At 39.1% G+C, this 21,309-nt stretch carries 18 protein-coding genes, 1 tRNA gene and 1 riboswitch; of the genes, 15 read left to right on the top strand and 4 right to left on the bottom strand.

The features are described from left to right. Positions 1–368: 368 nt before the first annotated feature. A complete protein-coding gene (locus BN52_RS09585) occupies positions 369–2,579 on the top strand; it encodes a YSIRK-type signal peptide-containing protein (protein ID WP_008472543.1) in 2,211 nt (736 codons plus the stop codon). Between the two features lie 44 nt (positions 2,580–2,623). Here the strand turns inward: BN52_RS09585 and BN52_RS02360 are convergent, their stop codons facing one another. Together BN52_RS02360 and BN52_RS02365 are read right to left on the bottom strand one after the other, a co-directional pair. Further along, positions 2,624–3,568, bottom strand: coding sequence for an ISL3 family transposase (locus BN52_RS02360; RefSeq protein WP_008472545.1), 945 nt, complete (start codon positions 3,566–3,568; stop codon positions 2,624–2,626). A 193-nt stretch (positions 3,569–3,761) separates the two neighbouring features. Next, a complete protein-coding gene (locus BN52_RS02365) occupies positions 3,762–4,418 on the bottom strand; it encodes a hypothetical protein (protein WP_008472546.1) in 657 nt (218 codons plus the stop codon). 165 nt (positions 4,419–4,583) lie between these two features. Between BN52_RS02365 and BN52_RS02370 the strand changes: the two genes are divergently transcribed. From BN52_RS02370 to BN52_RS02415, 10 genes are all read left to right on the top strand, one after another. Further along, positions 4,584–5,237 (top strand): HD domain-containing protein, encoded by a 654-nt coding sequence (locus BN52_RS02370; RefSeq protein WP_008472547.1) that lies wholly within the window; start codon positions 4,584–4,586, stop codon positions 5,235–5,237. Positions 5,238–5,361: 124 nt separating this feature from the next. Next, positions 5,362–6,504, top strand: a complete 1,143-nt coding sequence (gene guaB, locus BN52_RS02375) for an IMP dehydrogenase (protein WP_008472548.1) — start codon at positions 5,362–5,364, stop codon at positions 6,502–6,504. Positions 6,505–6,719: 215 nt separating this feature from the next. Further along, on the top strand, positions 6,720–8,342 hold the full coding sequence (locus BN52_RS02380) for a peptide ABC transporter substrate-binding protein (RefSeq protein WP_008472549.1): 1,623 nt from the start codon (positions 6,720–6,722) through the stop codon (positions 8,340–8,342). Positions 8,343–8,474: 132 nt separating this feature from the next. After that, positions 8,475–9,404 (top strand): oligopeptide ABC transporter permease, encoded by a 930-nt coding sequence (opp3b, locus tag BN52_RS02385; protein WP_008472550.1) that lies wholly within the window; start codon positions 8,475–8,477, stop codon positions 9,402–9,404. Then, positions 9,405–10,436 (top strand): ABC transporter permease, encoded by a 1,032-nt coding sequence (locus BN52_RS02390; RefSeq protein ID WP_008472553.1) that lies wholly within the window; start codon positions 9,405–9,407, stop codon positions 10,434–10,436. Between the two features lie 14 nt (positions 10,437–10,450). Continuing rightward, entirely contained in the window at positions 10,451–11,500 is a 1,050-nt protein-coding gene (locus BN52_RS02395; protein ID WP_008472555.1) for an ABC transporter ATP-binding protein, read from the top strand. Between the two features lies 1 nt (position 11,501). Continuing rightward, positions 11,502–12,443: an ABC transporter ATP-binding protein gene (locus BN52_RS02400; protein WP_008472556.1), complete on the top strand. Its 942-nt coding sequence runs from the start codon at positions 11,502–11,504 to the stop codon at positions 12,441–12,443. 11 nt (positions 12,444–12,454) lie between these two features. Continuing rightward, the gene (locus BN52_RS02405) at positions 12,455–13,768 is read left to right on the top strand and encodes a C1 family peptidase (RefSeq protein WP_008472557.1); all 1,314 of its coding nucleotides are present in this window, start codon (positions 12,455–12,457) and stop codon (positions 13,766–13,768) included. 274 nt (positions 13,769–14,042) lie between these two features. Further along, positions 14,043–14,504, top strand: coding sequence for a transcription elongation factor GreA (greA, locus tag BN52_RS02410; protein ID WP_008472558.1), 462 nt, complete (start codon positions 14,043–14,045; stop codon positions 14,502–14,504). An 89-nt stretch (positions 14,505–14,593) separates the two neighbouring features. Next, positions 14,594–15,256: a CPBP family intramembrane glutamic endopeptidase gene (locus BN52_RS02415; protein WP_008472559.1), complete on the top strand. Its 663-nt coding sequence runs from the start codon at positions 14,594–14,596 to the stop codon at positions 15,254–15,256. 50 nt (positions 15,257–15,306) lie between these two features. Here the strand turns inward: BN52_RS02415 and BN52_RS02420 are convergent. Together BN52_RS02420 and BN52_RS02425 are read right to left on the bottom strand one after the other, a co-directional pair. Next, positions 15,307–15,377: transfer RNA gene (locus BN52_RS02420), tRNA-Gly, on the bottom strand. A gap of 64 nt (positions 15,378–15,441) precedes the next feature. Then, a complete protein-coding gene (locus BN52_RS02425; protein ID WP_008472561.1) occupies positions 15,442–16,041 on the bottom strand; it encodes an SOS response-associated peptidase in 600 nt (199 codons plus the stop codon). Positions 16,042–16,155: 114 nt separating this feature from the next. Here BN52_RS02425 and trpS point away from each other — a divergent pair, with 114 nt between their 5' ends. The 4 genes from trpS to mgtA all read left to right on the top strand — a co-directional run bounded on the left by trpS (position 16,156) and on the right by mgtA (position 21,281). Beyond that, on the top strand, positions 16,156–17,175 hold the full coding sequence (gene trpS, locus BN52_RS02430; RefSeq protein WP_008472562.1) for a tryptophan--tRNA ligase: 1,020 nt from the start codon (positions 16,156–16,158) through the stop codon (positions 17,173–17,175). Positions 17,176–17,192: 17 nt separating this feature from the next. Continuing rightward, complete coding sequence (locus tag BN52_RS02435; protein WP_008472563.1) at positions 17,193–17,681, top strand: deoxycytidylate deaminase; 489 nt, start codon at positions 17,193–17,195, stop codon at positions 17,679–17,681. Beyond that, positions 17,662–18,270, top strand: coding sequence for a hypothetical protein (locus tag BN52_RS02440; protein ID WP_008472564.1), 609 nt, complete (start codon positions 17,662–17,664; stop codon positions 18,268–18,270). Before BN52_RS02435 ends, BN52_RS02440 begins: the two co-directional genes overlap by 20 nt. 60 nt (positions 18,271–18,330) lie before the next feature. Beyond that, a riboswitch (M-box (ykoK) riboswitch) is annotated at positions 18,331–18,494 on the top strand. Between the two features lie 96 nt (positions 18,495–18,590). Then, positions 18,591–21,281, top strand: coding sequence for a magnesium-translocating P-type ATPase (gene mgtA / locus BN52_RS02445; protein WP_008472565.1), 2,691 nt, complete (start codon positions 18,591–18,593; stop codon positions 21,279–21,281). Positions 21,282–21,309: the final 28 nt, after the last annotated feature.

Consider the following 21,309-nt stretch of genomic DNA (forward strand, 5'->3'; position numbering starts at 1 on the left):
AATTATACAGCCTGTATTTTATAGAAAGCACTAACAAAATAAATAGCAGTGATATTACAAAGACAATAATGGATTTAATTCAATTTTTGCTATTTAAAATAACAAGCAAATTATATGTAACGAGCAATCATTGGTATCAATATTTTTTATTTTTGCGTTATTTTATAAGTTGGGTATACGTATATATTAACTAGAAAATAATATTCATTTTTGTTAATCTTGTTAAAGAATTTTATAAAACCAAGCCTTTTTTGCTTGACAAATTAAAATAATCATTCTAGAATAGGTACCGATATTTGAAATATATAATCTCTAGTATAGATTATATTAGTTATTTTTACGGTGATGGAAATCGAGGAGATTTACTAATGGATAACAAAAATAGACAAGAAATGCAAAACCGCTTTTCTTTAAGAAAATTAACTATTGGGTTAGCTTCAGTTAGTCTAGGAATGTTTTTCATGCAAACAAGTAATCAGGTTAAAGCTAATACCTTGCCTGCAACTACTGATACAAATAAAGGGCCTGTTCAACCTACAGATAATGGTAGTACAGATAATGGTAGACAAGAATTAGCAACCCCAGCCAAAATTAAAGCAGCTAAGCAAACTACTACTCAAGGTCAAATTGATCCTACTGATACAACAACACCAATTGCACCATCTACCACTGTACCTAGCTATGATGGTAAAAAAGTAGTTGATACACCTTTTTATAACAACCCTAACCTTCAAGGTACAAATTCAAAACTAATTTATAATGAATCTAAAGATGGACAGTATAACATTTACTTCACTGCAAAGGATGCATCTGGTAAGGAATACGCTAGTTCATATGCTGCAGAAAAGAATGAACCTAAAGGAGTCGTGCTTAATTCCATATTAGATAAGGATGCTGGTGCATACGATCCAAATAGTTTAGAGTTTCATTTTTACTATCAAAACAATGCTGATAAAGACCAGACAATTAATTATACTTTGAGAATGCCTGATTACCTTAATCCTTATAAGGCAGGACGTCCAGAATCTAGTTTAGTTCCAGATGGTAGTAGAATAAGTGATGTTAAAGTTACTAGCAAACAGGGAAATACTTATGATATTAGTTCTTTAACTAAAACTTTAGATGGGGTTAAATCACGTGATGGTGATTTGCGCTACGTAGGGGAGGTGCCAGTTAATCTAACTGTTAAAGCTAATGATGCAATCGATTTAGTAATTCCATTTGTGCTTAACACTACTGCTAAGAAGTCTACTACCACGATTGATGATCACAATGAATTTATGATTTTTAAAAATGGACAACGGACTGGTTATTTGGTTGTCAGATCTTCAACTTATGCGCCATTATATCCAGAAGACAAGATTTATCCAATGGTTAATGTAGGAAATAACAATTATACTCATGACTACCCAGATAATCCAGGTGCACTTACTTTGGATCCTTCTGTGTACCGTGATGAAGACTTCATGAATGGTTTCTGGGAGGGTAATATATATAATTACAGCACGCCAACTAACAAGAGTACGGTCTATGGCAGCTATACCAATTCGTATTTACTTCTTGATAAATATGAAGATTATCTAACTAAACATGGATTCAGTGTAGCTTTTAGTAATGGCAAGCCAGTGCCATATTACATGTATCAGTTAAGTAAAACTGGTTCAAAGGTGGTTGATAAAAATGGTAATCCAGTAGAAGGTGAAACTAAGGGACATCCTTATTTTGAAGTTGTACCGGTAATTTTGCTTAATCAAGATGAAACTTATACAACCAAAACTGCACCAACTGCTTGGGATCCATCTACTATGGTTAATAAAGTTGCTGATCCAACTAATTATCGCTACTGGGATCAAAAGACCGATAGCGCAGTTAGAATGGATAATACTGCAGCACAACTAACTGCTAAAGACTTTACGGTAACTATCACTAAAGATGGTCAAGCCGTTAAGCCAGATGCTAACGGAAAGTATGATTTGTCTAAGCCAGGAATTTATACTGTTACTTATTCTAGAGATTTCAATGGCACGACAATTTCTAATTCTGGTCAAATTACTGTAACTCCAGTTGAAAAACCAAATAATCCATCCGATAACAACAATAACAACAGTAATAATGACAACAATGGTGGTAACAATTCAGGTGCGATTGTGCCAATAAATCCTAGTGACAATAACTCAAATAATTCAAATACTGCACCAACTGACAATAATACCGATACGTCAAAGCCAACTGACAATGCTTCTAAGCCTACTGATGAGCCAGATAAAAAGGCAAATAATAGCCGAAGCCAAAAGGAAAGCAAGAGTAAGACTAAGGCGACAGGTATTAAGAATTCATCAACTGATAATAATAAACCAAACAATGGTAAATCAATTGCTGATCCAATGACTAGACAAAAAGAAAACGGCTTAACTGGTGTAGCTCAAGCTGCAACTACAGGGGTTAAAGCTGGTCAGACCAATAGCGATAAATTACCACAAACTGGTGAAAAGAAGGGTATGCTTCTTTCAATTATCGGCTTGTTAGCAGCTGCTTTGGGTATTTTTGGTATAGCTATTAATCGTAAGAAAGAAAATTAATGGTTCTTTTGCAAATCCTGTTGATGGATAAGTTTAATGAGGAATTAAGCAACGAAGAAAAAGTTGCTTGATTCCTTTTCTTTTACAATATTTTCTTCAAGTCTAATTCTAATTAAGAGATGACTAAAATTTCTATAACCATAAGCAGTACGTTCAATTTGTTTAATCTTACGGTTAACTCCTTCAAGACAACCATTAGAATAAGTTGAGCTAAAACCATCTAAGACAACATGTTCCTGAGTAAGATAGTCTTTATCGTAATATGGAGTAGTCCTATTAAGCTTGTCATACTTCATGAGATAAAGCTTCCAAGGAGACTTTAAGAGCCTATATTCACGGCCACTTTTATTAAATTGCTTCATGATTTGAACTCTAAAAATATTAAACGATCTAGTAAGCATTTGAACCATGTGAAAACGATCAATAACTATCTGAGCATTTGGAAATAATTCTCTAGCAACTAAGGGATAGTAACAATTAAGATCCATAGTTACTGTTTTAACCATTGCACGAGCTTTAGGGGTGAACTTGTAAAAATAGCGTAGAATATCAGGTTTGAAACGAGTTCTAAGAATTTGAACAACTTTGTGAGTATTACCATCAAGACAAATAAAGTGCAGTTTTTTACCTGTACCTCTGAATTCATCAAAAGCTAAGTGTCTAGGTAGATGATCAAAATCATCATAAAAGTTAGAAGAGCAGGATTCTAATACCCTTTGAACCGTGTTGACAGATACATTATGTTCTCTAGCTATGCTGGTCATTGAGCGATCTTCAGTGAGAGCAGAAAGTATTTTTCGCTTAGAAGTATAATGGCCATTATGCTTAAGGTTAGGGGAGTGGCAGTAAGGGCAATGCGGTTGAATAAGCTCAGCTAGATAGAGATTATGATATTTGCCGTTAATCCATTTTTTAAAATAATCAGAAAAAATAATATTAGGGTCTTCAATATTGAGAGAAAATTTAATACTCTCATTAAGAGAGGACATAGCAAAAACTCCAAGTAAACTTAATTGAATTAGTCGAAGAAGGATTTTTAAGTTAAGAGAGGCTATGTCCTCTTTTTTTACGCAATAAAAAATCCTGTCGATAGGATATCATAGATATTCATCAACAGGAAAAATTATACAGCCAAAATAGTAAAAGAAAAGCTTATTACCAAATTTATGGTAGTAAGCTTTTTTAGTTATCAATATTTTTTCCCGCTTTTAACGAAGTTAATAGTGTAGATAAATTAGATATGGCTATTTCAGTATTTTCAATTATAGCATCATAACTCTGTGTTCCATTTCTATAATCATAAATAACTTCTTTCATTTTTTCAGATATATTGGCAGTACTTTCAATTAATGCATCTAAAAGCATTTTGTTTGAAATGAAGAGTGCGTGATTATGTATCTTATTTGCTAATAGTTCTTCAAATGAATATTTACTACTAAATTCTGAAAAGTAAATAATTTGTGGGTCATTATATAGAAATTTAAATTCTGTTTGCCAAAAATTCGAAATTTTATCAGTAATAGGAAAGTCTTTAAACTCAGGTTTGATAGTTCCATTTTCGTCACAATAGAGCTGATCAGGAGTGTGAATGCTATTTGAAGCAAATTTGGTTTTGGAAGGAAGAAAAGGGCTTTTTAACCATTTGACTATTTCTTGGTGCAGGTTATCTTGTGAAAGCTCAGTTTTAAAATAATGATTATGAAGAACCTCAGTTATATAGCGAAAAATATTTGTCTCATCGAAATCTTGATAAAAATAATTTGAATTGACTTTAAATATTTCAGCCAATTTGCTGATAGTTGTTGATGCAGGTATCGATCGAGATGTTAATAAACGCATGATTGATTTAATTAATGGACATGGCACAGAGTTTGGCACATAATTTATAATTAATATGAAAGAAAAGCTATTGTATCAATACAATGGCTTTTTAACTATCGAGCTGGGAAGCAGCTTAAATCAAGCGGAAGCGATGTTTTTGACCAAAGGGGAATAGGATTAATTATGAACATTGAAGCAGTAATCGAATTTGTTAAAGCACAACTACAAAATGAAAAAACGGGACATGATTTTTACCATGGTCAACGCGTAGCGCATCTAGCCTTGAAAATGTATCTGGCGGATCATCCTGAAGCTAGTGAAACTAGTCGCATCAGCACTATTATCCAATGTGCGGGATATTTGCATGATACAATTGATGAAAAAGTATGTGCCGATCCAGAAGGCGTTTTAGCCAAAATCAAAGTATTATTGGCCGAAGTTGGCTTTGAAGATTTAGAAATCCAAGATATTATTTTTACTATGACTCACATGTCATTTTCGAAAAATATTGAACATCACTACCAACTGCCAATGAGTGGACAATATGTCCAGGATGCCGACCGGATTGAGAGCTTGGGTGCAATTGGTATTGCACGGGCTTTTACCTACGGTGGCAAACATGGCAATTTGATTTATGATCCAACAATCAAGCCAGCCGAATTAGTCAGCCATGATCAATATCGTGAGCATGAAGAAACTACGATCAATCACTTTTACGAAAAGCTGTTTAAGCTGGAAAAGTTGATGAATACCGCTGGTGGAAAAAAAGAAGCCCATGAACGGACAGAATATATGAAAGAGTTCGTAGCAAAATTCCTAGCAGAATGGAATGTTTAAGGGATATTTTGCCGGAGTGAAAATTATCATTAAGTCGAACGGTTTTTCTCTTGACCAATAGCTTAACTACTAGTAAAGTAAAACTAATTTATCGTTGCTTTGAAAATAGAAAAGGAGCTTTTGGATGTCAAATTGGGAAAATAAGTTTGCCAAAAAGGGGTTAACTTTTGACGATGTGTTGTTGATTCCGGCTGAAAGTCACGTGTTGCCTAACGAAGTTGATTTGAGTACTAAGTTAGCCGACAATTTGCAATTGCATATTCCCTTAATCAGTGCCGGCATGGATACTGTTACTGAAGGAGCAATGGGAATTGCCATGGCGCTTCAAGGTGGTCTTGGCGTAATCCACAAGAACATGTCGATTCAAGCACAAGCCAGTGAAGTTGCCAATGTTAAGAGCGTAGTTGTACCAGCTAGTGCTACTAAGGCAGCAGTTGATGCGGATAATCATTTATTGGTTGCAGCTGCCGTAGGCGTTACTAGCGATACGTTTGAAAGAGCTGAAGCTTTGCTTGAAGCTGGTGCAGATGCAATCGTGATCGATACTGCTCATGGTCACTCTGCTGGAGTTTTGCGCAAGATCAAGGAAATTCGCGATCACTTCCCAAAGCAAACTTTAATTGCTGGTAACGTTGCTACTGGGGATGCTACAAGAGCTTTGTTTGATGCTGGAGTTGATGTCGTTAAAGTAGGAATTGGACCTGGTTCAATTTGTACTACGAGAATCGTAGCTGGCGTTGGTGTTCCACAAATTACGGCAATTTATGATGCTGCTTCTGCTGCTCGTGAATACAATAAGCCAATTATTGCCGATGGTGGTATCAAGTACTCAGGCGATGTCGTTAAGGCGTTAGCTGCTGGTGGTAATGCCGTAATGCTTGGCAGTATGCTTTCAGGAACGACAGAAGCTCCTGGCCAACTATTCGAAGTTGCAGGCAAGAAGTACAAGGCATACCGCGGCATGGGGTCAGTTGGTGCGATGGCGCAAGCTCATGGTTCAAGCGACCGTTACTTCCAAGGTGGCGTTAACGAAGCTAACAAGTTGGTTCCAGAAGGAATTGAAGCCCGCGTTGAATACAAGGGCGATGTTTCTGACGTTATCTTCCAAATTGACGGCGGTTTGCGTTCAGGTATGGGGTACTGCGGAGCAGCTAACATTCCAGAATTAATTGAAAAGGCGCAATTTGTGCAAATTACTAATGCTGGTTTGCGCGAATCGCACCCACACGATGTACAAATTACTAAAGAAGCTCCAAATTATAAATAAAAATTAATAGGCTATATTGTGAACGATCTGAGAAGTTCGTTCTTTTTTTGTTTTTTCTCAGGCTAAGATTACTGATATAAAAAGGATTTACTCAGGTGTAAGAATATCATTTACAATAAAAATAAAAATTTTATTTGACTTTTAATTTTATCGGGAATATACTTGATAACAATTAAAAAGCAATAAAATTCTCATAAATGAGAGGAGTAATGACCATGAAGCTTACAAAAGTATTTAGCGTTGGCGCAGTTGCTCTTGTGTCAGCCTCAGTCTTAGCAGCCTGTGGTTCAAATAAGAGTGGCAGTTCTTCATCAAATGCTAAGCAAGTTGTTAATTGGATCGAAAATGCAGAAATCCCAACGATGGACCTTTCTAAGGCAACCGATGTTACGAGTATGAATCAACTTGGTAACGTCGAAGAAGGTTTATACCGTTTAGGCGAAAATGATAAAGTTGAAAATGCTTTGGCAACCAAGACCCAAGTTTCTAAAGATGGTAAGACTTGGACTTTCACCTTAAGAAAGTCTAAGTGGTCAGATGGTACGCCACTTACAGCTAAAGACTTTGTCTTCTCTTGGCGTCGTACAGTTAACCCTAAGACAGCTTCAGAATATGCCTACTTGTTCGAAGGCGTCCACAACGCTACGCAAATTTCTGCTGGTAAGGCTCCTGTTAACAGTTTAGGGGTTGAAGCACAAGGCGACTACAAGTTAGTTGTTCGTTTGGACAAGCGAATCCCATACTTCAAGCTGTTAATGGGCTTCCCACTATTTTTCCCACAACAAGAAAAAGCCGTCCAAAAATTCGGTTATAAGTACGGTACCGCTTCTAAATACATGGTTTACAACGGTCCATTCGTTCAAAAGGGCTGGACAGGCTCTAACCTTTCTTGGAAGTTAGTTAAGAACCCTAATTACTGGGACAAGTCAGCAGTTAAGTTGAAGGCGATTAACTACTCCGTCCAAAAGACGCCATCAACGGCTTACAACCTTTACCAATCAAACAAGCTTGATGCGGTTATGCTTGACTCACAACAAACTAAGAACTTAAAGAGCAACCCTGGCTACACTTTGAGAGATACGGCAGCCACCTTCTACTTACAATTCAATGAAAAGCGGAAGATGTTCCAAAACGCAGACTTGCGTAAAGCCATCTCAATGTCAATCAACCGTAAGGCTTTAGGGAATGCGCTTGGTGGTTCTAACACTCCAGCAACTAGCCTTACTGCCAAGGGCGTAGTTAACCACGGTGGTCAAGATTGGTCAGATGTGGTTGGCGACAAGGAATTTAACCAATACAATCCTGGCGAAGCTAAGAAGTACTTCCAAAAGGCACTTAAGGAATTAGGCGTCAAGAGCTTGTCCTTCTCAATCTTGTCAGACGATACCGATGCTGGTCAAAAGACGACCGAAACTTTGCAAAGTCAATTGGAAGAAAACCTTAGTGGCTTGAAGGTATCAGTTGCTAACGTACCATTTAAGACGAGATTGAACCGTTCAACCAATGGTAACTTTGATATCGTTGTTTCTGGTTGGTCTGCCGACTTTGCGGATCCAATTTCCTTCATCGACCTCTTTACTTCAAAGAATGCTAACAACAACGGTAAATGGTCAAATGCTAAGTTCGACCAATTAGTAGCTGATTCTAAGTCTACTGGTAACGAAACTCAACGTTGGAACGACTTGAAGGAAGCTGAAAAGATCTTGCTTAAGGAACAAGGTATTTCACCACTTTACTACAAGACTGAAGCATGGCTCGTTCGTCCTTCAATCAAGGGTATCGTCTACAATGGAGCTGGTTTGAACTATAACTTTAAGTCAGCTTACGTAGCTAAATAGCAAGAAGAAAAAGCAGTGATCGCTGCTTTTTCTTTTTATGAATGGTCGATAACTGACTAATAGTAAGAAATTTGCTATAATAACAAAAAACTTAAAACAAAAATGTAACATTAATACGAGGGAGCCGGATTTATGACAAAGTATCTATTAAAACGAATATTTTACATGATTCTCACTTTGTTTCTTGTGGCGACGATCACTTTCTTCTTGATGAAGTTCATGCCAGGTTCACCATATGCCAATGAAGAAAAATTGACCCCACAACAGATTCATATCATGAATGAACAATATGGCTTGAATAAACCATTAATTGTGCAATATTTGCTCTATCTAGGTGGGATGCTCCATGGCGACTTTGGGACTAGTTTCCAATACAGTAACCAACCAGTGTCTAGCTTGATAGCAGCGAGATTAGGGGCTTCCGTACAATTAGGATTGCAGGCATTGATTGTCGGCGTAATTTTGGGCGTAATTATTGGCTCAATTGCTGCCATGAAACAAGGAACCTGGGTTGATTCAACTGCCACGGTCATCGCCATTATCGGTAAGAGTGTACCTAACTTTGTTTTGGCGGTTTTATTGCAATACTACATTGGTTTAAAGCTAGGTTGGTTCTCAATTGCCGGTTGGGGTGATTTCTCCCAAACGATTTTGCCAACCATTGCCTTGTCAGTGGGGCCATTGGCGGAAACAGCGCGGTTTATTCGTACCAGCATGGTTGATACGCTCAGTAGCGACTACATTGAATTAGGTAAAGCTAAAGGTTTAAGTCGAATGGAAGTAATTCGCAAGCACGCAATGCGGAATTCCTTTATTCCGTTGGTTACTTTGATTGGACCTTATGCTGTGGCTTTGATGACCGGATCAATGGTAATTGAAAATATCTTCAACATTCCTGGTATTGGGGAACAGTTCGTTAAATCGATTTTGACCAATGACTACCCAACGATCATGGGGGTAACCATGGTTTACTGTATTGGCTTAGTGGTAATTTTATTGATTACTGATATTATTTATGGATTAATTGATCCAAGAATTAGATTAGCAGGAGGCGAAGCGTAAATGGATGAAAAAGACCTTAATTTAACCCCAGAAGATTTTGAACCATTACCAGAAGGCGCTGCGCAAGACAACGAAAAGATTTCTGGACCTTCGCTCTCTTTTGGACAAAATGTCTGGCTACGGTTTAAGCAGCGCAAGGCAGCAGTTATTTCTGCCGTTGTCATTATTTTGATGGTTTTGGTAGCTTTTGGCTCAACGCCTTTTATCAATAAGAGTACCTTGGTTAGATCGCATCCAGAATATGCTAACTTGCCAGCGAAAGTTCCTGGCCTTGATGCGATCAATGGCTTAAATGGCAAAATTAAGCAAAATGGTCAATGGGTTGATGCCTATGCCCAAAACAACGTTCCTAAGGATAAGTACTTTATTGCCGGAACTGACTATCTTGGCCGCTCGCTAGCTCAAAGAATTATCTATGGTACTAAAGTTTCGTTGATCGTTGCTTTGGTGGCAGCCTTCTTTGACCTTACGCTTGGGGTGTTTTACGGAATCGTTTCTGGTTGGAAAGGCGGTGGCGTAGACAACGTCCTGCAGCGAATCATTGAAATCATTTCTTCCGTACCAAACTTGATTATCGTAGTTTTGATGTTAGTGGTTTTGCACCCAGGAATTACTTCAATTATTTTAGCGATCGCCATCTCCAGTTGGACAACGATGGCACGGCAGGTACGGGCAGAAACGCTTAGTTTAAAAAATGAAGAATACGTTTTGGCGGCTCGTTCACTTGGTGAATCAGGCTGGAAAATTGCGTGGAAGCACTTGGTGCCAAATCTTTCCAGCATCATTATTATTCAAACGATGTATACGATCCCTTCGGCAATCTTCTTTGAAGCTTTCTTAAGTTTCATCGGAATCGGAATTACTGCACCAGAAACCTCGCTTGGGGTATTGCTTAACGAAGGGCAAAAGAACTTCCAATTCTTGCCATATCAAATGTGGTATCCAGCCATCGTTTTGTGTATTTTAATGATTGCCTTTAACTTATTGGGCGATGGTCTCCGTGATGCCTTTGACCCTAGAGGACAGAAATAGAAAGGAAGACTTACATGCCAGAGAGAATTTTAGATGTAAAAAATTTAAAAATTGACTTTCATACTTATGCTGGTGAAGTTAAAGCCATCCGTGACGTTTCTTTCCATTTGAATCAAGGCGAGACTTTAGCTATTGTCGGCGAATCCGGTTCAGGTAAGTCGGTTACTACAAGATCCATTATTGGTTTATTAGCCAAAAACGCCAAGGTAATGGGTGGCGAGATTAATTTTCATGGTAAAAATCTGCTTAGCTTGTCAGAAAAAGAATGGCAAAAGATTCGTGGTAATGAGATTGCGATGATTTTCCAGGATCCGATGACTTCGCTCGACCCAACAATGAAAATTGGCCAACAGATTGCAGAGCCGTTGATTAAGCACAAGGGCGTTTCCAAAAAGGAAGCTTGGAAAAAGGCTTTGGAAATGATGAAGGCAGTAGGGATTCCGAATGCGGAAGAAAGAATTAATCAATATCCGCATCAATTCTCTGGTGGGATGCGCCAACGGATTGTCATTGCGATTGCCTTGATCTGTGAACCGGAAATTTTACTTGCGGATGAGCCAACTACAGCCTTAGACGTAACCGTACAAGCAGAAATCTTGGACTTGATGAAAGATTTACAAAAGCGGGTAAAGACTTCGATTATCTTTATTACGCACGATTTAGGCGTGGTTGCGGGCATGGCTGATCGCGTTGCCGTAATGTATGCCGGAGAGTTTTTGGAATATGGTACGGTTGACGATATTTTCTATAATCCACAACACCCGTATACATGGGGCTTGATTAATTCGATGCCAACCTTGGAAAGCGAAAAGCTTGAAGCAATTCCGGGAACGCCTCCAGACTTGCTGGATCCACCTAAAGGCGACCCGTTTGCACCACGTAATGCCTATGCGATGCGCATTGATGTCGAACGCAAGCCACCATTTTTCCAAGTTTCGCCAACACATTTTGCGGCCACTTGGCTGCTCGCACCGGGAGCACCAGAAGTAGAGCCACCATTGGAAATTCAACGCCGGTGGAAGAAGTTTAAAGCAATGCAAGCATCAGCGGATAAGGGGGAATAAGATGACTGAAAAGAAGGCACTTTTGCAAGTTAAGCATTTGAAGCAATACTTTAAAAATGGACGTCATACCACCAAAGCCGTCGATGATGTAAGCTTTGATATTTATGAAGGTGAAACTTTTGGTTTGGTAGGCGAATCCGGTTCGGGTAAGACGACGACTGGAAGATCAATTTTGCAATTGTATCATCCAACCTCGGGTGAAATTTTATTCGATGGTCAAGATGTCGCTAAATTAAAATCTCGCTCAGACCAATTGGCTTTCCGCCGTCAAGCGCAGATGATCTTCCAAGATCCGTATGCTTCTTTGAATCCAAGAATGACAGTTGAGGACATTATTGCGGAAGGTCTCGACATCCATGGCCTAGTTAAGGATAAGGACGAGCGCCGAAAGCGGGTTGAAGAATTGCTGGAAACAGTGGGACTTAATAAAAACCATGCTAGTCGGTTCCCTCATGAATTCTCAGGTGGTCAGCGCCAAAGAATTGGAATTGCGCGTGCACTAGCCGTTAAACCAAAATTTATCGTAGCCGATGAACCAATTTCAGCCTTGGATGTTTCGATTCAAGCTCAGGTGGTCAACTTGATGATTGAATTGCAAAAAAAGCGGGGCTTAACTTACTTATTTATCGCGCATGACCTATCAATGGTAAAATTTATTTCAGATCGAATTGGCGTAATGCACTTCGGCAAGTTGCTAGAAGTAGGACCAGCTGATGAAGTCTATGATCATCCCTTGCATGATTATACGAAGAGCTTGATTTCAGCAGTCCCAATTCCTGATCCAGAAATTGAACGCAGTCGTAAACGTTTGACTTATGATGCCAACAAAGAAGAATTTGATGGTAAAAAGCGGACGATGCATGAAATTCGTCCAGGTCATTTTGTTCGTTGTGCAGACGACGAAGTGGCTCATTACGAAGCGGTTGCGCAAAGTTACGAATAGACGAGGTAAGTATGGCACATCAATTATCATTAGATGAAATTAAACAATTTAAGAAAGATTATGCTGGTCAAGCACAAAATCACGTGGCTGAATTAGCAGTAGTTACCAATGGCGTGCAAAAAGCCAGCTACAATACTGCAGCTGTTGATCGCTTGAATCGTACTTTTTCAATTGAAATTCCCACTGACAATGTGACGGATCAAAAGCAATCAGGCCGCTGCTGGTTGTTTGCAGCGTTAAACGTATTGCGTCATGAATTTGCTAAGAAGTATCAAGCTAAGAATTTTTTATTTTCACAAAGCTACTTGTTTTTCTGGGATCGAATTGAAAGAGCAAATATTTTCTTTGATCGGATCTTGGAAACGGCTGATGAACCGCTTGATGATCGGTTAGTGCAAAGCTACTTGCGGGCACCCGACACTGATGGTGGTCAATGGCATATGGCAGTTTCGCTGATCAGAAAGTATGGCTTAGTACCTGCTTATGCCCAATCTGAAAGCTTTACTGCTAATAATACCGCAGCCTTTAACCAAGCTTTGAACATGAAATTGCGCGAAGATGCCTTAGTTTTGCGCGAATTAAGTCAAAAAGGCGACCATGATGCAGTTGAAGCCAAGCGTCAAGCCTTCTTGAGTGAAGTCTACCGGATGGCAGTAATCGCCTTTGGTCAGCCAGTTGAAAAATTCGACTTGGAATACAAAGACGATAATGGTCAATATCAACTCAAGCAGGATTTAACACCACTTGATTTCTTCCATGAATACTTTACTGATGATCTTGATGATTATGTAGTCGTATTTAATGCACCTGATCACGAATTCAATCATCTTTATGGCTTGCCATTTGAAGACAATGTCGTTGGTGGCGTACCAGTGCAGTTCTTAAATGCTAAAATCGATGTCTTAAAACAAGCCGCCATTGAACAGTTGAAGGCTGGTGAAACGTTGTGGTTTGGCTGTGACGTTGGCAAGGCTAGCGATCGTCAAGCAGGAATCTTAGCTGCTGATTTGTATCAAACGGATACGATTTTGGGTATTGAAACTAAATTAGATAAAAAAGCTCGCTTGTTGACGGGGGCTAGTGGCTCAACTCATGCCATGACTTTGGTGGGGGTTGATGTAGTTGCTGGTAAGCCACGTCAATGGAAAGTTGAAAATTCTTGGGGCACTAAGGTCGGCAAGAATGGTTACTTTGTAATGGACGACAAGTGGTTCGACGAATATTTATTTAAAGTAGTGGTTAAGAAGCAATACTTGCCAGCAGAACTGGTTAAGCTTGCCGAAGGCGCAGCTACGCCAATCAAGCCATGGGATTCAATGGCATAAAAATAGTAAGCAAAAAGGCTCGAAGGATCTACCTTCGAGCCTTTTAGTTTAGAGAATTATGTAAACTGATTACTTATAGGACTTCTTGCATTTAGATATAAGTTAATCAATTGAATTGACCCATCACTATTATTAACATTAGTAAAGCAATAGTTCAATACATCATCATGATACTGTTGATACGCTTAGAATGCAACTTCCTTGACCGATTTTTCTTTACTTGTACCATTTTTTTCACTAAAATCAAACATAACGAATAAGAAGGTTAAAAGTTATGGTATATTTTCAAAAAATGACGCCGGAAGGCTATCGACAAATTGAAGCAGAAATTGCTAAGTTGAAGCAAGATCGTCCTCGTAGAATCAAAATTTTGCAGGCTGCTAGAGCTTTGGGCGACTTATCAGAAAATACAGAGTATACAGAAGCTAAGCGCGATTTAGGCCATTTGCAGAGCCGTATTCGTTATCTAGAAAAGCAATTAAAATATGCAGAAATCGTTGAAAAACAAGATGATGGGTTAGTTAATCTCGGCAAAAGCGTTGAATTGCGCTTTGATGATGACGATGAAGTGGAAACTTATCAAGTCGTTGGGCGGATGGAAGCAGATTTGGCATTAGGCAAAGTGTCATTTGATTCGCCACTTGGACAAGCAATTATGAAACAAGCTGCTGGAACTACGGTTACAGTAGAGGCGCCAGCAGGCAATTATCAAGTTACGATTGTTGCAGTTAAGTAACGCCAGCGTGGATTTTGTAAAGGATTCTTATTTTTTAAATGACTAACTCTGTTATAATATAGCTTATAAGTAAAGATAGGGGTGGAAATGTGAATACACCTAATTCGAGAGAAGGTAACTTGATTCGGTTCGTCGTGTATTGTATTGCCTATGTTATGGCAGCTGGCGTGGTCGAATTAGTAAGCCAGAAGACACCGCTTCGAGTTTGGGACTTAATTTTATATGCATTAGTAACAACAATGGTTTTGTTGTTCTATGTTTATCGCTTTAATCGCGAGCAGCGCTTCTTTGAGCGAGTAGCTACCTTACCGGTCCTAGGTGACTTTGGTTTGACGGTCGGCTTAACGCTAGCGACTATCGCCAGTAGAATTTTGGTGATGTATTTCCAGACTTTAGGTAAGGTTCCTAGCTACGGTTTTCAGGCTAGCTTTGTTAAACATGAAAGTACGGGATTGTTTTGGTTTTTAATGTTGGCAGAAGGGATTGTATTACCAATTCTGCAGCAGTACCTTACTACCGGTTTTTTGTTTAACTATTTATTTAGAGATAATAATCGAACTGTTGCCTTGATTGGCATCGTTTGTTCAGGAATTTTGTTTAGTTTATTGAATTTCCAGCATTCGTTGATTTTGCTAGTAATTGAGGCAGCTTACGGGATGTTTTTCGCATGGTCTTACATGTATACTCAGACTTTGCGGATGCCAATTTATTTGGCGATTTTGAGCGGTGTTTTGATCGTGGTAATGATGTAAATATAGACAAAGTAAAAGGAGCCATCTGAATGATGACTCCTTTTTTAATAAGCGGATAGCGTGAATCGAACCCGCATCTTCAGCTTGGGAAGCTGACGTTCTACCATTTAACTATACCCGCGCTATGTTTACTATTTTATCATGTTTGTGGGATGAAAGCGAATAAATTTTTGAGGTTAGAGCAATCATTTGCTTGTTACTTTGGTAGCTGTCAACTGAATCTGACTGCGATCAATTAATGAAGTAAAATTCTGAAATAGCCACCGGCGCAACTCATTAGGTTCGATCACAAGAGGCATGCGTTGATGAATTGGTGCCATCGTTTTATTAGGAGCGGTAGTCACCATCGAAAAACGATCTTGATCATAGATTCCAGCAACTAGCGTTAATGGCTCATGTTCATTATAAAATTGATATTGCTGACGGTAGTAACGACCGTTGGCTTTTTTAATTCGTTCAGGACCATATTCATAAAAAGACTGACACACAATTAAGCAGCGTTGGCGCTTAAATGAATGATCCCAAAGCGAAGGCTTGGCCTCATAGAAACGTTCGATCCGCGCATTGAACAATAATTTTTTGGCATCAACTGGACTAGGATAGCCCCAGGTTTTATCCACCAATTGTAATTTTTCATGGTCATACAGCAGAACGGGTGCTGTATGACCTGGAAAAATATCATGGCTAGAAAAATCCTGCTCATAATCAACAAGTGGTAAGGCTAATTCTGTTTGTAAATATTTTTTGAGCAAAGAATAAGTTGGCAGAGTAAATTGATTACACATCACAAGTCCCCCATAAAAACGGTCTCTTTGTTTAATAATAAAGGTTTTTTTGTTAAAATGAAAACAATAACATAAGATCGATAAAATGATGAAAAAGAAAGCGAGAGATTGATTATGGCAAAGGAAATTTTGCTTACCGGAGACCGTCCTACCGGAAAACTTCATATTGGACATTACATCGGTTCGTTGAAGAATCGAGTTAAACTACAAGATTCAGGCAACTACGATCCTTATATCATGATTGCGGATACCCAAGCTTTAACTGATAATGCCCGCAATCCTGAAAAAATTCGCAATTCATTGGTCCAAGTAGCTCTTGACTATTTAGCTGTAGGAATTGATCCTGAAAAGTCCACCATTTTTGTGCAATCCCAAATTCCAGCTTTGTTCGAATTGACTGCTTACTACATGGACCTGGTATCAGTAGCGCGACTTGAAAGAAATCCAACGGTTAAAGCAGAAATCCAACAAAAGGATTTCAAGGATTCTATTCCTGTTGGCTTTTTAAATTATCCTGTTTCTCAAGCTGCAGATATTACGGCCTTTAAGGCTACTGTTGTTCCAGTAGGTGATGATCAAGAGCCAATGCTTGAACAAACCCGGGAAATCGTTCGTTCATTTAACCGCATCTATGGCAAAGAAGTTCTTGTTGAACCAAAAGGTTACTTCCCAGCTAAGGGTCATGGCCGGCTTCCAGGTCTTGATGGCAATGCGAAGATGTCCAAATCCCTAGGAAATGCCATTTACCTTGCAGACGATGCAGAAACGGTTAAGAAAAAGGTTATGTCAATGTACACTGACCCAAACCACATTCATGTGGAAGATCCTGGTCAAGTTGAAGGCAATATGGTCTTTACCTACTTAGATGTCTTTGATCCAGATAAGGATAAAGTAGCAGAACTTAAAGCTGCTTACCAAAAGGGTGGTTTAGGCGATGTAAAGATCAAACGTTACTTGAACCAAGTTTTGGAAGCCGAATTAGCCCCAATCCGCGAACGTCGTGAAAAATTTGCCCAAGATTTAGACAGCGTTTATGAAATGTTGCTTGAAGGCTCAAAGAAAGCTAACGAAACTGCCAATGCCACTTTAAATGAAGTAAGAGCTGCGATTGGTTTGAATTATTTCGATAGATAAAACGAGAGGATAATAATATGCGTGATCGGATACCTTGGAAACAATACTTTATGATGCAAGCATTGGTTATTGCCCAACGTTCGACTTGTAACCGTGCTTTAGTAGGGAGCGTTTTGGTCAAAGATAATCGTATTATTGGTACTGGCTACAACGGCGCAGTTACTGGCCAGCCTCACTGTGATGAAGTTGGACACCAAATGGTTGATGGTCACTGCGTAAGAACGATTCACTCCGAGATCAACTCCTTAACGCAATGTGCTAAAAACGGGGTTTCAACTAGCAATACGGAAATCTATGTAACGCATTTTCCTTGTTACAATTGCACCAAAGCTTTAATTCAATCCGGCGTTAAGCGGATCAACTATTACTTTAATTATCGTGATAATCCTTTGGCAATTAAGCTATTGCAAGATTGTGGAGTAGAATATGAGCAAATCAAAATTGATCGAAAATATGTTGAACAGTTGTCGCGCAAGCTTGAAGACGATGAGGGTCAAGTTAACTAGTATTTTGGCTTTAGTGGCGATGTTTGTGATGACGACTGGTTTTGTCCAGCCATATGTTGACGACCAAGCTAAAATATTAGAACCAGTCACTAAAGACTTAATCTTATCTAAAAACAACCGCTACTTGCAGACTAAGGAACAACCACAAATTAGCGTAATTACGGTCAAACGATTGGATAAGTTGACGCCACCGAAGTTGAATTCATATAAGCGGACAGCTTTTATCGTGGTTGGTAAAAAAGGCAAAAAGCAAAATGTTCAAATCTATTCTAGCAAGGATTTGCATGGGGCTTTTACAGCTGATTCACGGATGAACATTATTAGAGCAGCTGCTGATACGTTGCGCAGTCCTAATAAAGCTACTTTCAATGAAGGGATTAGATTCGTCTTTCGGGCTTGTGCCACAAAGATTGATCAAGAGTATCAATATACTTTGGACAAATATGATCTTTCAAATGATGAGTTGAATCAGATCAGTCATCCGCGCCGCGTAGCCTTACCAGTTGCTTTTGGTATTGCCGTGATTGTGATGGGACTTGCTTATCTATTCCGGACGGTTAGGGCAAAGCAAGAAAATTCTAAAGATTAGGTAAAAGGGTTTGACGTAGCCAATATAAGAGTTTAAACTCAAAGAGAAAATTAAATATCGCAAATGAACTGTTAGGTGAGACTCCTACGTGAACACACGCTATCGCCCAGAAACATCTAGAGATGCCAACGGGTTAAATAGGTGCCGTCGACTTAAGGCGGCATCCAGATAGCTAGCATGTGCTTACGTCACGTAGTGTTAAAACTGAACGACGAGTACAACAAGCCTTGTTTGGCATAAAACCACCTTTGTGCAGTTTCCTGTACAGGTGGTTTTTTAAGTTTGTTTGCCTAGAAACATCGAAGCTAGGGGGGATTTGCATGTTGAATGTAAGAACAAAACAAAACAGCACCGTAAATTTACGGTTAGTTCAAGCCATCGCTAAGGAAACCAGAGGTGAAACTTTGGCGAGGCTTCATGCAAGTGCAGATGGGTTATCTAGTAAACAAGCGTCCATTAATCGCGAAGAATATGGCGCTAATGAAATTGCTTCAAACCGCCATGATTCAAGAATTCGTTTTTTAATTGAAGCTTTCTTAAATCCGTTTACTATCGTGTTGTTGCTACTGGCAACAATCTCGCTATGTACTGACTATCTTTTTGTACCAAGTAGCCAAAAAGATTTAAGTACGGTTATTATTATGCTAGTAATGGTCATTATTTCGGGTTTGACCAGCTATATTCAAAACGTTCACACTTCAAATGCTGTCGAAGCACTTTTGGGTTTGGTTTCAGTAACGACTAATATTCGGCGTGATGGAGAAAACCAAGAATTGCCAACTACTGAGGTAGTTGTAGGCGATATTATCAATTTAGCTGCTGGGGACATGGTGCCAGCTGATATGAGATTGTTGCAGAGTAAGGACTTGTTCTGCTCTTCAAGTTCGCTCAATGGTGAATCTAATCCGGTAGAAAAGGTAGCTACTAAGTTTCCACGAATTGGCAGGGATAACGATTATCTTGACTACCCAAATATCTTATATGAGGGCACGACGATCGTTTCTGGTTCAGGTCAAGGTGTTGTTTTTGCGACGGGCAATCGCACGATTTTTGGTAAGTTGGCACAAGACATTTCCAAGAATAAGATTAAAGAAACTGCATTTGACGTTGGCATTAAAGATATCTCTAAATTGTTGCTTACAATGACGGCTATCATTGCGCCATTAGTATTTATCATTAATGGTTTAACTAAAGGCAGTTGGCTTGATGCGTTAATTTTCGCAATTGCAACTGCAGTTGGTTTGACCCCAGAAATGTTGCCAGTAATTGTGACTTCCAATTTGGTTAAGGGTTCTGTTGAAATGTCCAAGCACGGCACGATCGTAAAAAAGATGAATGCGATTCAGAATTTTGGCTCTGCAGATATTCTTTGTACTGATAAAACTGGAACTTTGACCCAAGACAAAGTAGTGCTTGAACGGCATTACGACCTGGAAATGCAAGAAAATAAGCGCGTTTTGGAATTATCCTACTTGAATTCTTACTACCAAACGGGGATGAAGGATCTAATTGATACGGCGGTAATTGATGCTGCTGGGGATGAATTGGATATTTCTGAAATTCAACGAGACTACAATAAGATTGATGAAATTCCATTTGACTTTAGTCGGCGACGCATGAGCGTAGTTGTCGCCAATTCAGATCGACAACATGGTGAACACTTGTTGGTAACTAAAGGTGCAGCCGAAGAAATGTTGGCTATTTCCACCCATATTGAAAAGCAAGGGCAAGTGTTGCCACTTACTGATGAGCGTAAGCATGAGATTCTCGAAAATATCAATGATATGAACGAAGATGGCTTGCGGGTAATTTTGATCGGGTATAAGAAGAGTCCTGCTCCTGTTGGTGAATTTTCGGTTAAAGATGAAAGTGATATGATTCTGGCCGGATACTTAGCATTCTTGGATCCACCAAAAGAAAGTGCTCGGGAAGCTTTGGCCAATTTGAAACGAGATGGAATCACGGTTAAGATTCTGACTGGCGATAATGAAGCAGTTACGCGTGCAATTGGCTTACAAGTGGGTTTGAATGTCGATACGGTTTATGAAGGTAGCGATCTGATTGATAAGAGCGATGACGAATTGAAGGAAATGGTTGAAGAATGCAATATTTTCGTCAAGTTATCGCCTGAATTGAAGACAAAGATTATTGAAATTTTGAAGGCCAATGGTCATACAGTCGCTTATATGGGTGATGGTATCAATGATGCACCCGCAATGAAAACAGCAGATGTTTCAATTTCAGTTGATACAGCGGTTGATATTGCTAAGGAATCAGCCGATATTATCCTGTTGCATAAAGATCTTAATGTCTTAGAAAAAGGTGTTTTGATCGGACGTAAGATCTTTGGTAATACGATGAAGTACATTAAGATCATGCTTTCTTCAAACTTCGGTAATATTTTATCGATTTTGATTGCCTCATCGTTTTTGCCATTTTTGCCAATGTTACCATTGCAACTACTGATTGTTGATTTGCTTTATGGTACTAGCTGCTTGTCATTGCCATTTGATGAAATGTCTGAAGCTTATTTGGAACAGCCCCGGACTTGGTCGACTAAGAAATTACCCAAGTTTATGTTCTTCTTTGGTCCAACTTCATCGGTCTTCGACATCCTTACTTTTGCCATCCTCTTCTTTGTGATTTGTCCACATCTAGTAGGTGGCGATTATGCAAGTTTGTCGCTTGCCCAAAAGGCAATCTTTGTGACTATCTTCCATACTGGCTGGTTCATTGAAAGTTTGTGGACACAGGAAATGGTTATTCATGCTTTGCGCGATAAGGCTTTGCCATTTATCAAGCAACGGGCTACTTGGTCAGTTATGATGGCAACTTTTGGCGCCGGCGTAATTGGAACTTTGTTGCCATTTTCAGGATTAAAGCAAGCGTTAGACTTTGGCAAGATGCCAATTGATTTTATCTGGATTGTCTTTGGGCTGTTGGTACTATACATTTTGTTGACAACGGCAGTTAAGCAAATATATTTAAGAAAAGAAAAGTTTTTGATTTAAGAATAAAATATTAAAAAACCAGAAGGTC

Source organism: Lactobacillus gigeriorum DSM 23908 = CRBIP 24.85 (assembly GCF_000296855.1).
In the GTDB taxonomy this organism is placed as follows: Bacteria; Bacillota; Bacilli; order Lactobacillales; family Lactobacillaceae; genus Lactobacillus; species Lactobacillus gigeriorum.

What these genes read in the sequence shown, in the direction of transcription:
- BN52_RS02380 (WP_008472549.1), top strand. Translation starts at nt 6,720, where the DNA reads ATGAAGCTTACAAAAGTATTTAGCGTTGGCGCAGTTGCTCTTGTGTCA.
- mgtA (WP_008472565.1), top strand. Translation starts at nt 18,591, where the DNA reads ATGTTGAATGTAAGAACAAAACAAAACAGCACCGTAAATTTACGGTTA.
- BN52_RS02435 (WP_008472563.1), top strand. Translation starts at nt 17,193, where the DNA reads ATGCGTGATCGGATACCTTGGAAACAATACTTTATGATGCAAGCATTG.
- BN52_RS02425 (WP_008472561.1), bottom strand. Translation starts at nt 16,041, where the DNA reads ATGTGTAATCAATTTACTCTGCCAACTTATTCTTTGCTCAAAAAATAT.
- opp3b (WP_008472550.1), top strand. Translation starts at nt 8,475, where the DNA reads ATGACAAAGTATCTATTAAAACGAATATTTTACATGATTCTCACTTTG.
- BN52_RS02370 (WP_008472547.1), top strand. Translation starts at nt 4,584, where the DNA reads ATGAACATTGAAGCAGTAATCGAATTTGTTAAAGCACAACTACAAAAT.
- BN52_RS02400 (WP_008472556.1), top strand. Translation starts at nt 11,502, where the DNA reads ATGACTGAAAAGAAGGCACTTTTGCAAGTTAAGCATTTGAAGCAATAC.
- BN52_RS09585 (WP_008472543.1), top strand. Translation starts at nt 369, where the DNA reads ATGGATAACAAAAATAGACAAGAAATGCAAAACCGCTTTTCTTTAAGA.
- greA (WP_008472558.1), top strand. Translation starts at nt 14,043, where the DNA reads ATGGTATATTTTCAAAAAATGACGCCGGAAGGCTATCGACAAATTGAA.
- trpS (WP_008472562.1), top strand. Translation starts at nt 16,156, where the DNA reads ATGGCAAAGGAAATTTTGCTTACCGGAGACCGTCCTACCGGAAAACTT.
- guaB (WP_008472548.1), top strand. Translation starts at nt 5,362, where the DNA reads ATGTCAAATTGGGAAAATAAGTTTGCCAAAAAGGGGTTAACTTTTGAC.
- BN52_RS02440 (WP_008472564.1), top strand. Translation starts at nt 17,662, where the DNA reads ATGAGGGTCAAGTTAACTAGTATTTTGGCTTTAGTGGCGATGTTTGTG.
- BN52_RS02405 (WP_008472557.1), top strand. Translation starts at nt 12,455, where the DNA reads ATGGCACATCAATTATCATTAGATGAAATTAAACAATTTAAGAAAGAT.
- BN52_RS02360 (WP_008472545.1), bottom strand. Translation starts at nt 3,568, where the DNA reads ATGTCCTCTCTTAATGAGAGTATTAAATTTTCTCTCAATATTGAAGAC.
- BN52_RS02395 (WP_008472555.1), top strand. Translation starts at nt 10,451, where the DNA reads ATGCCAGAGAGAATTTTAGATGTAAAAAATTTAAAAATTGACTTTCAT.
- BN52_RS02365 (WP_008472546.1), bottom strand. Translation starts at nt 4,418, where the DNA reads ATGCGTTTATTAACATCTCGATCGATACCTGCATCAACAACTATCAGC.
- BN52_RS02390 (WP_008472553.1), top strand. Translation starts at nt 9,405, where the DNA reads ATGGATGAAAAAGACCTTAATTTAACCCCAGAAGATTTTGAACCATTA.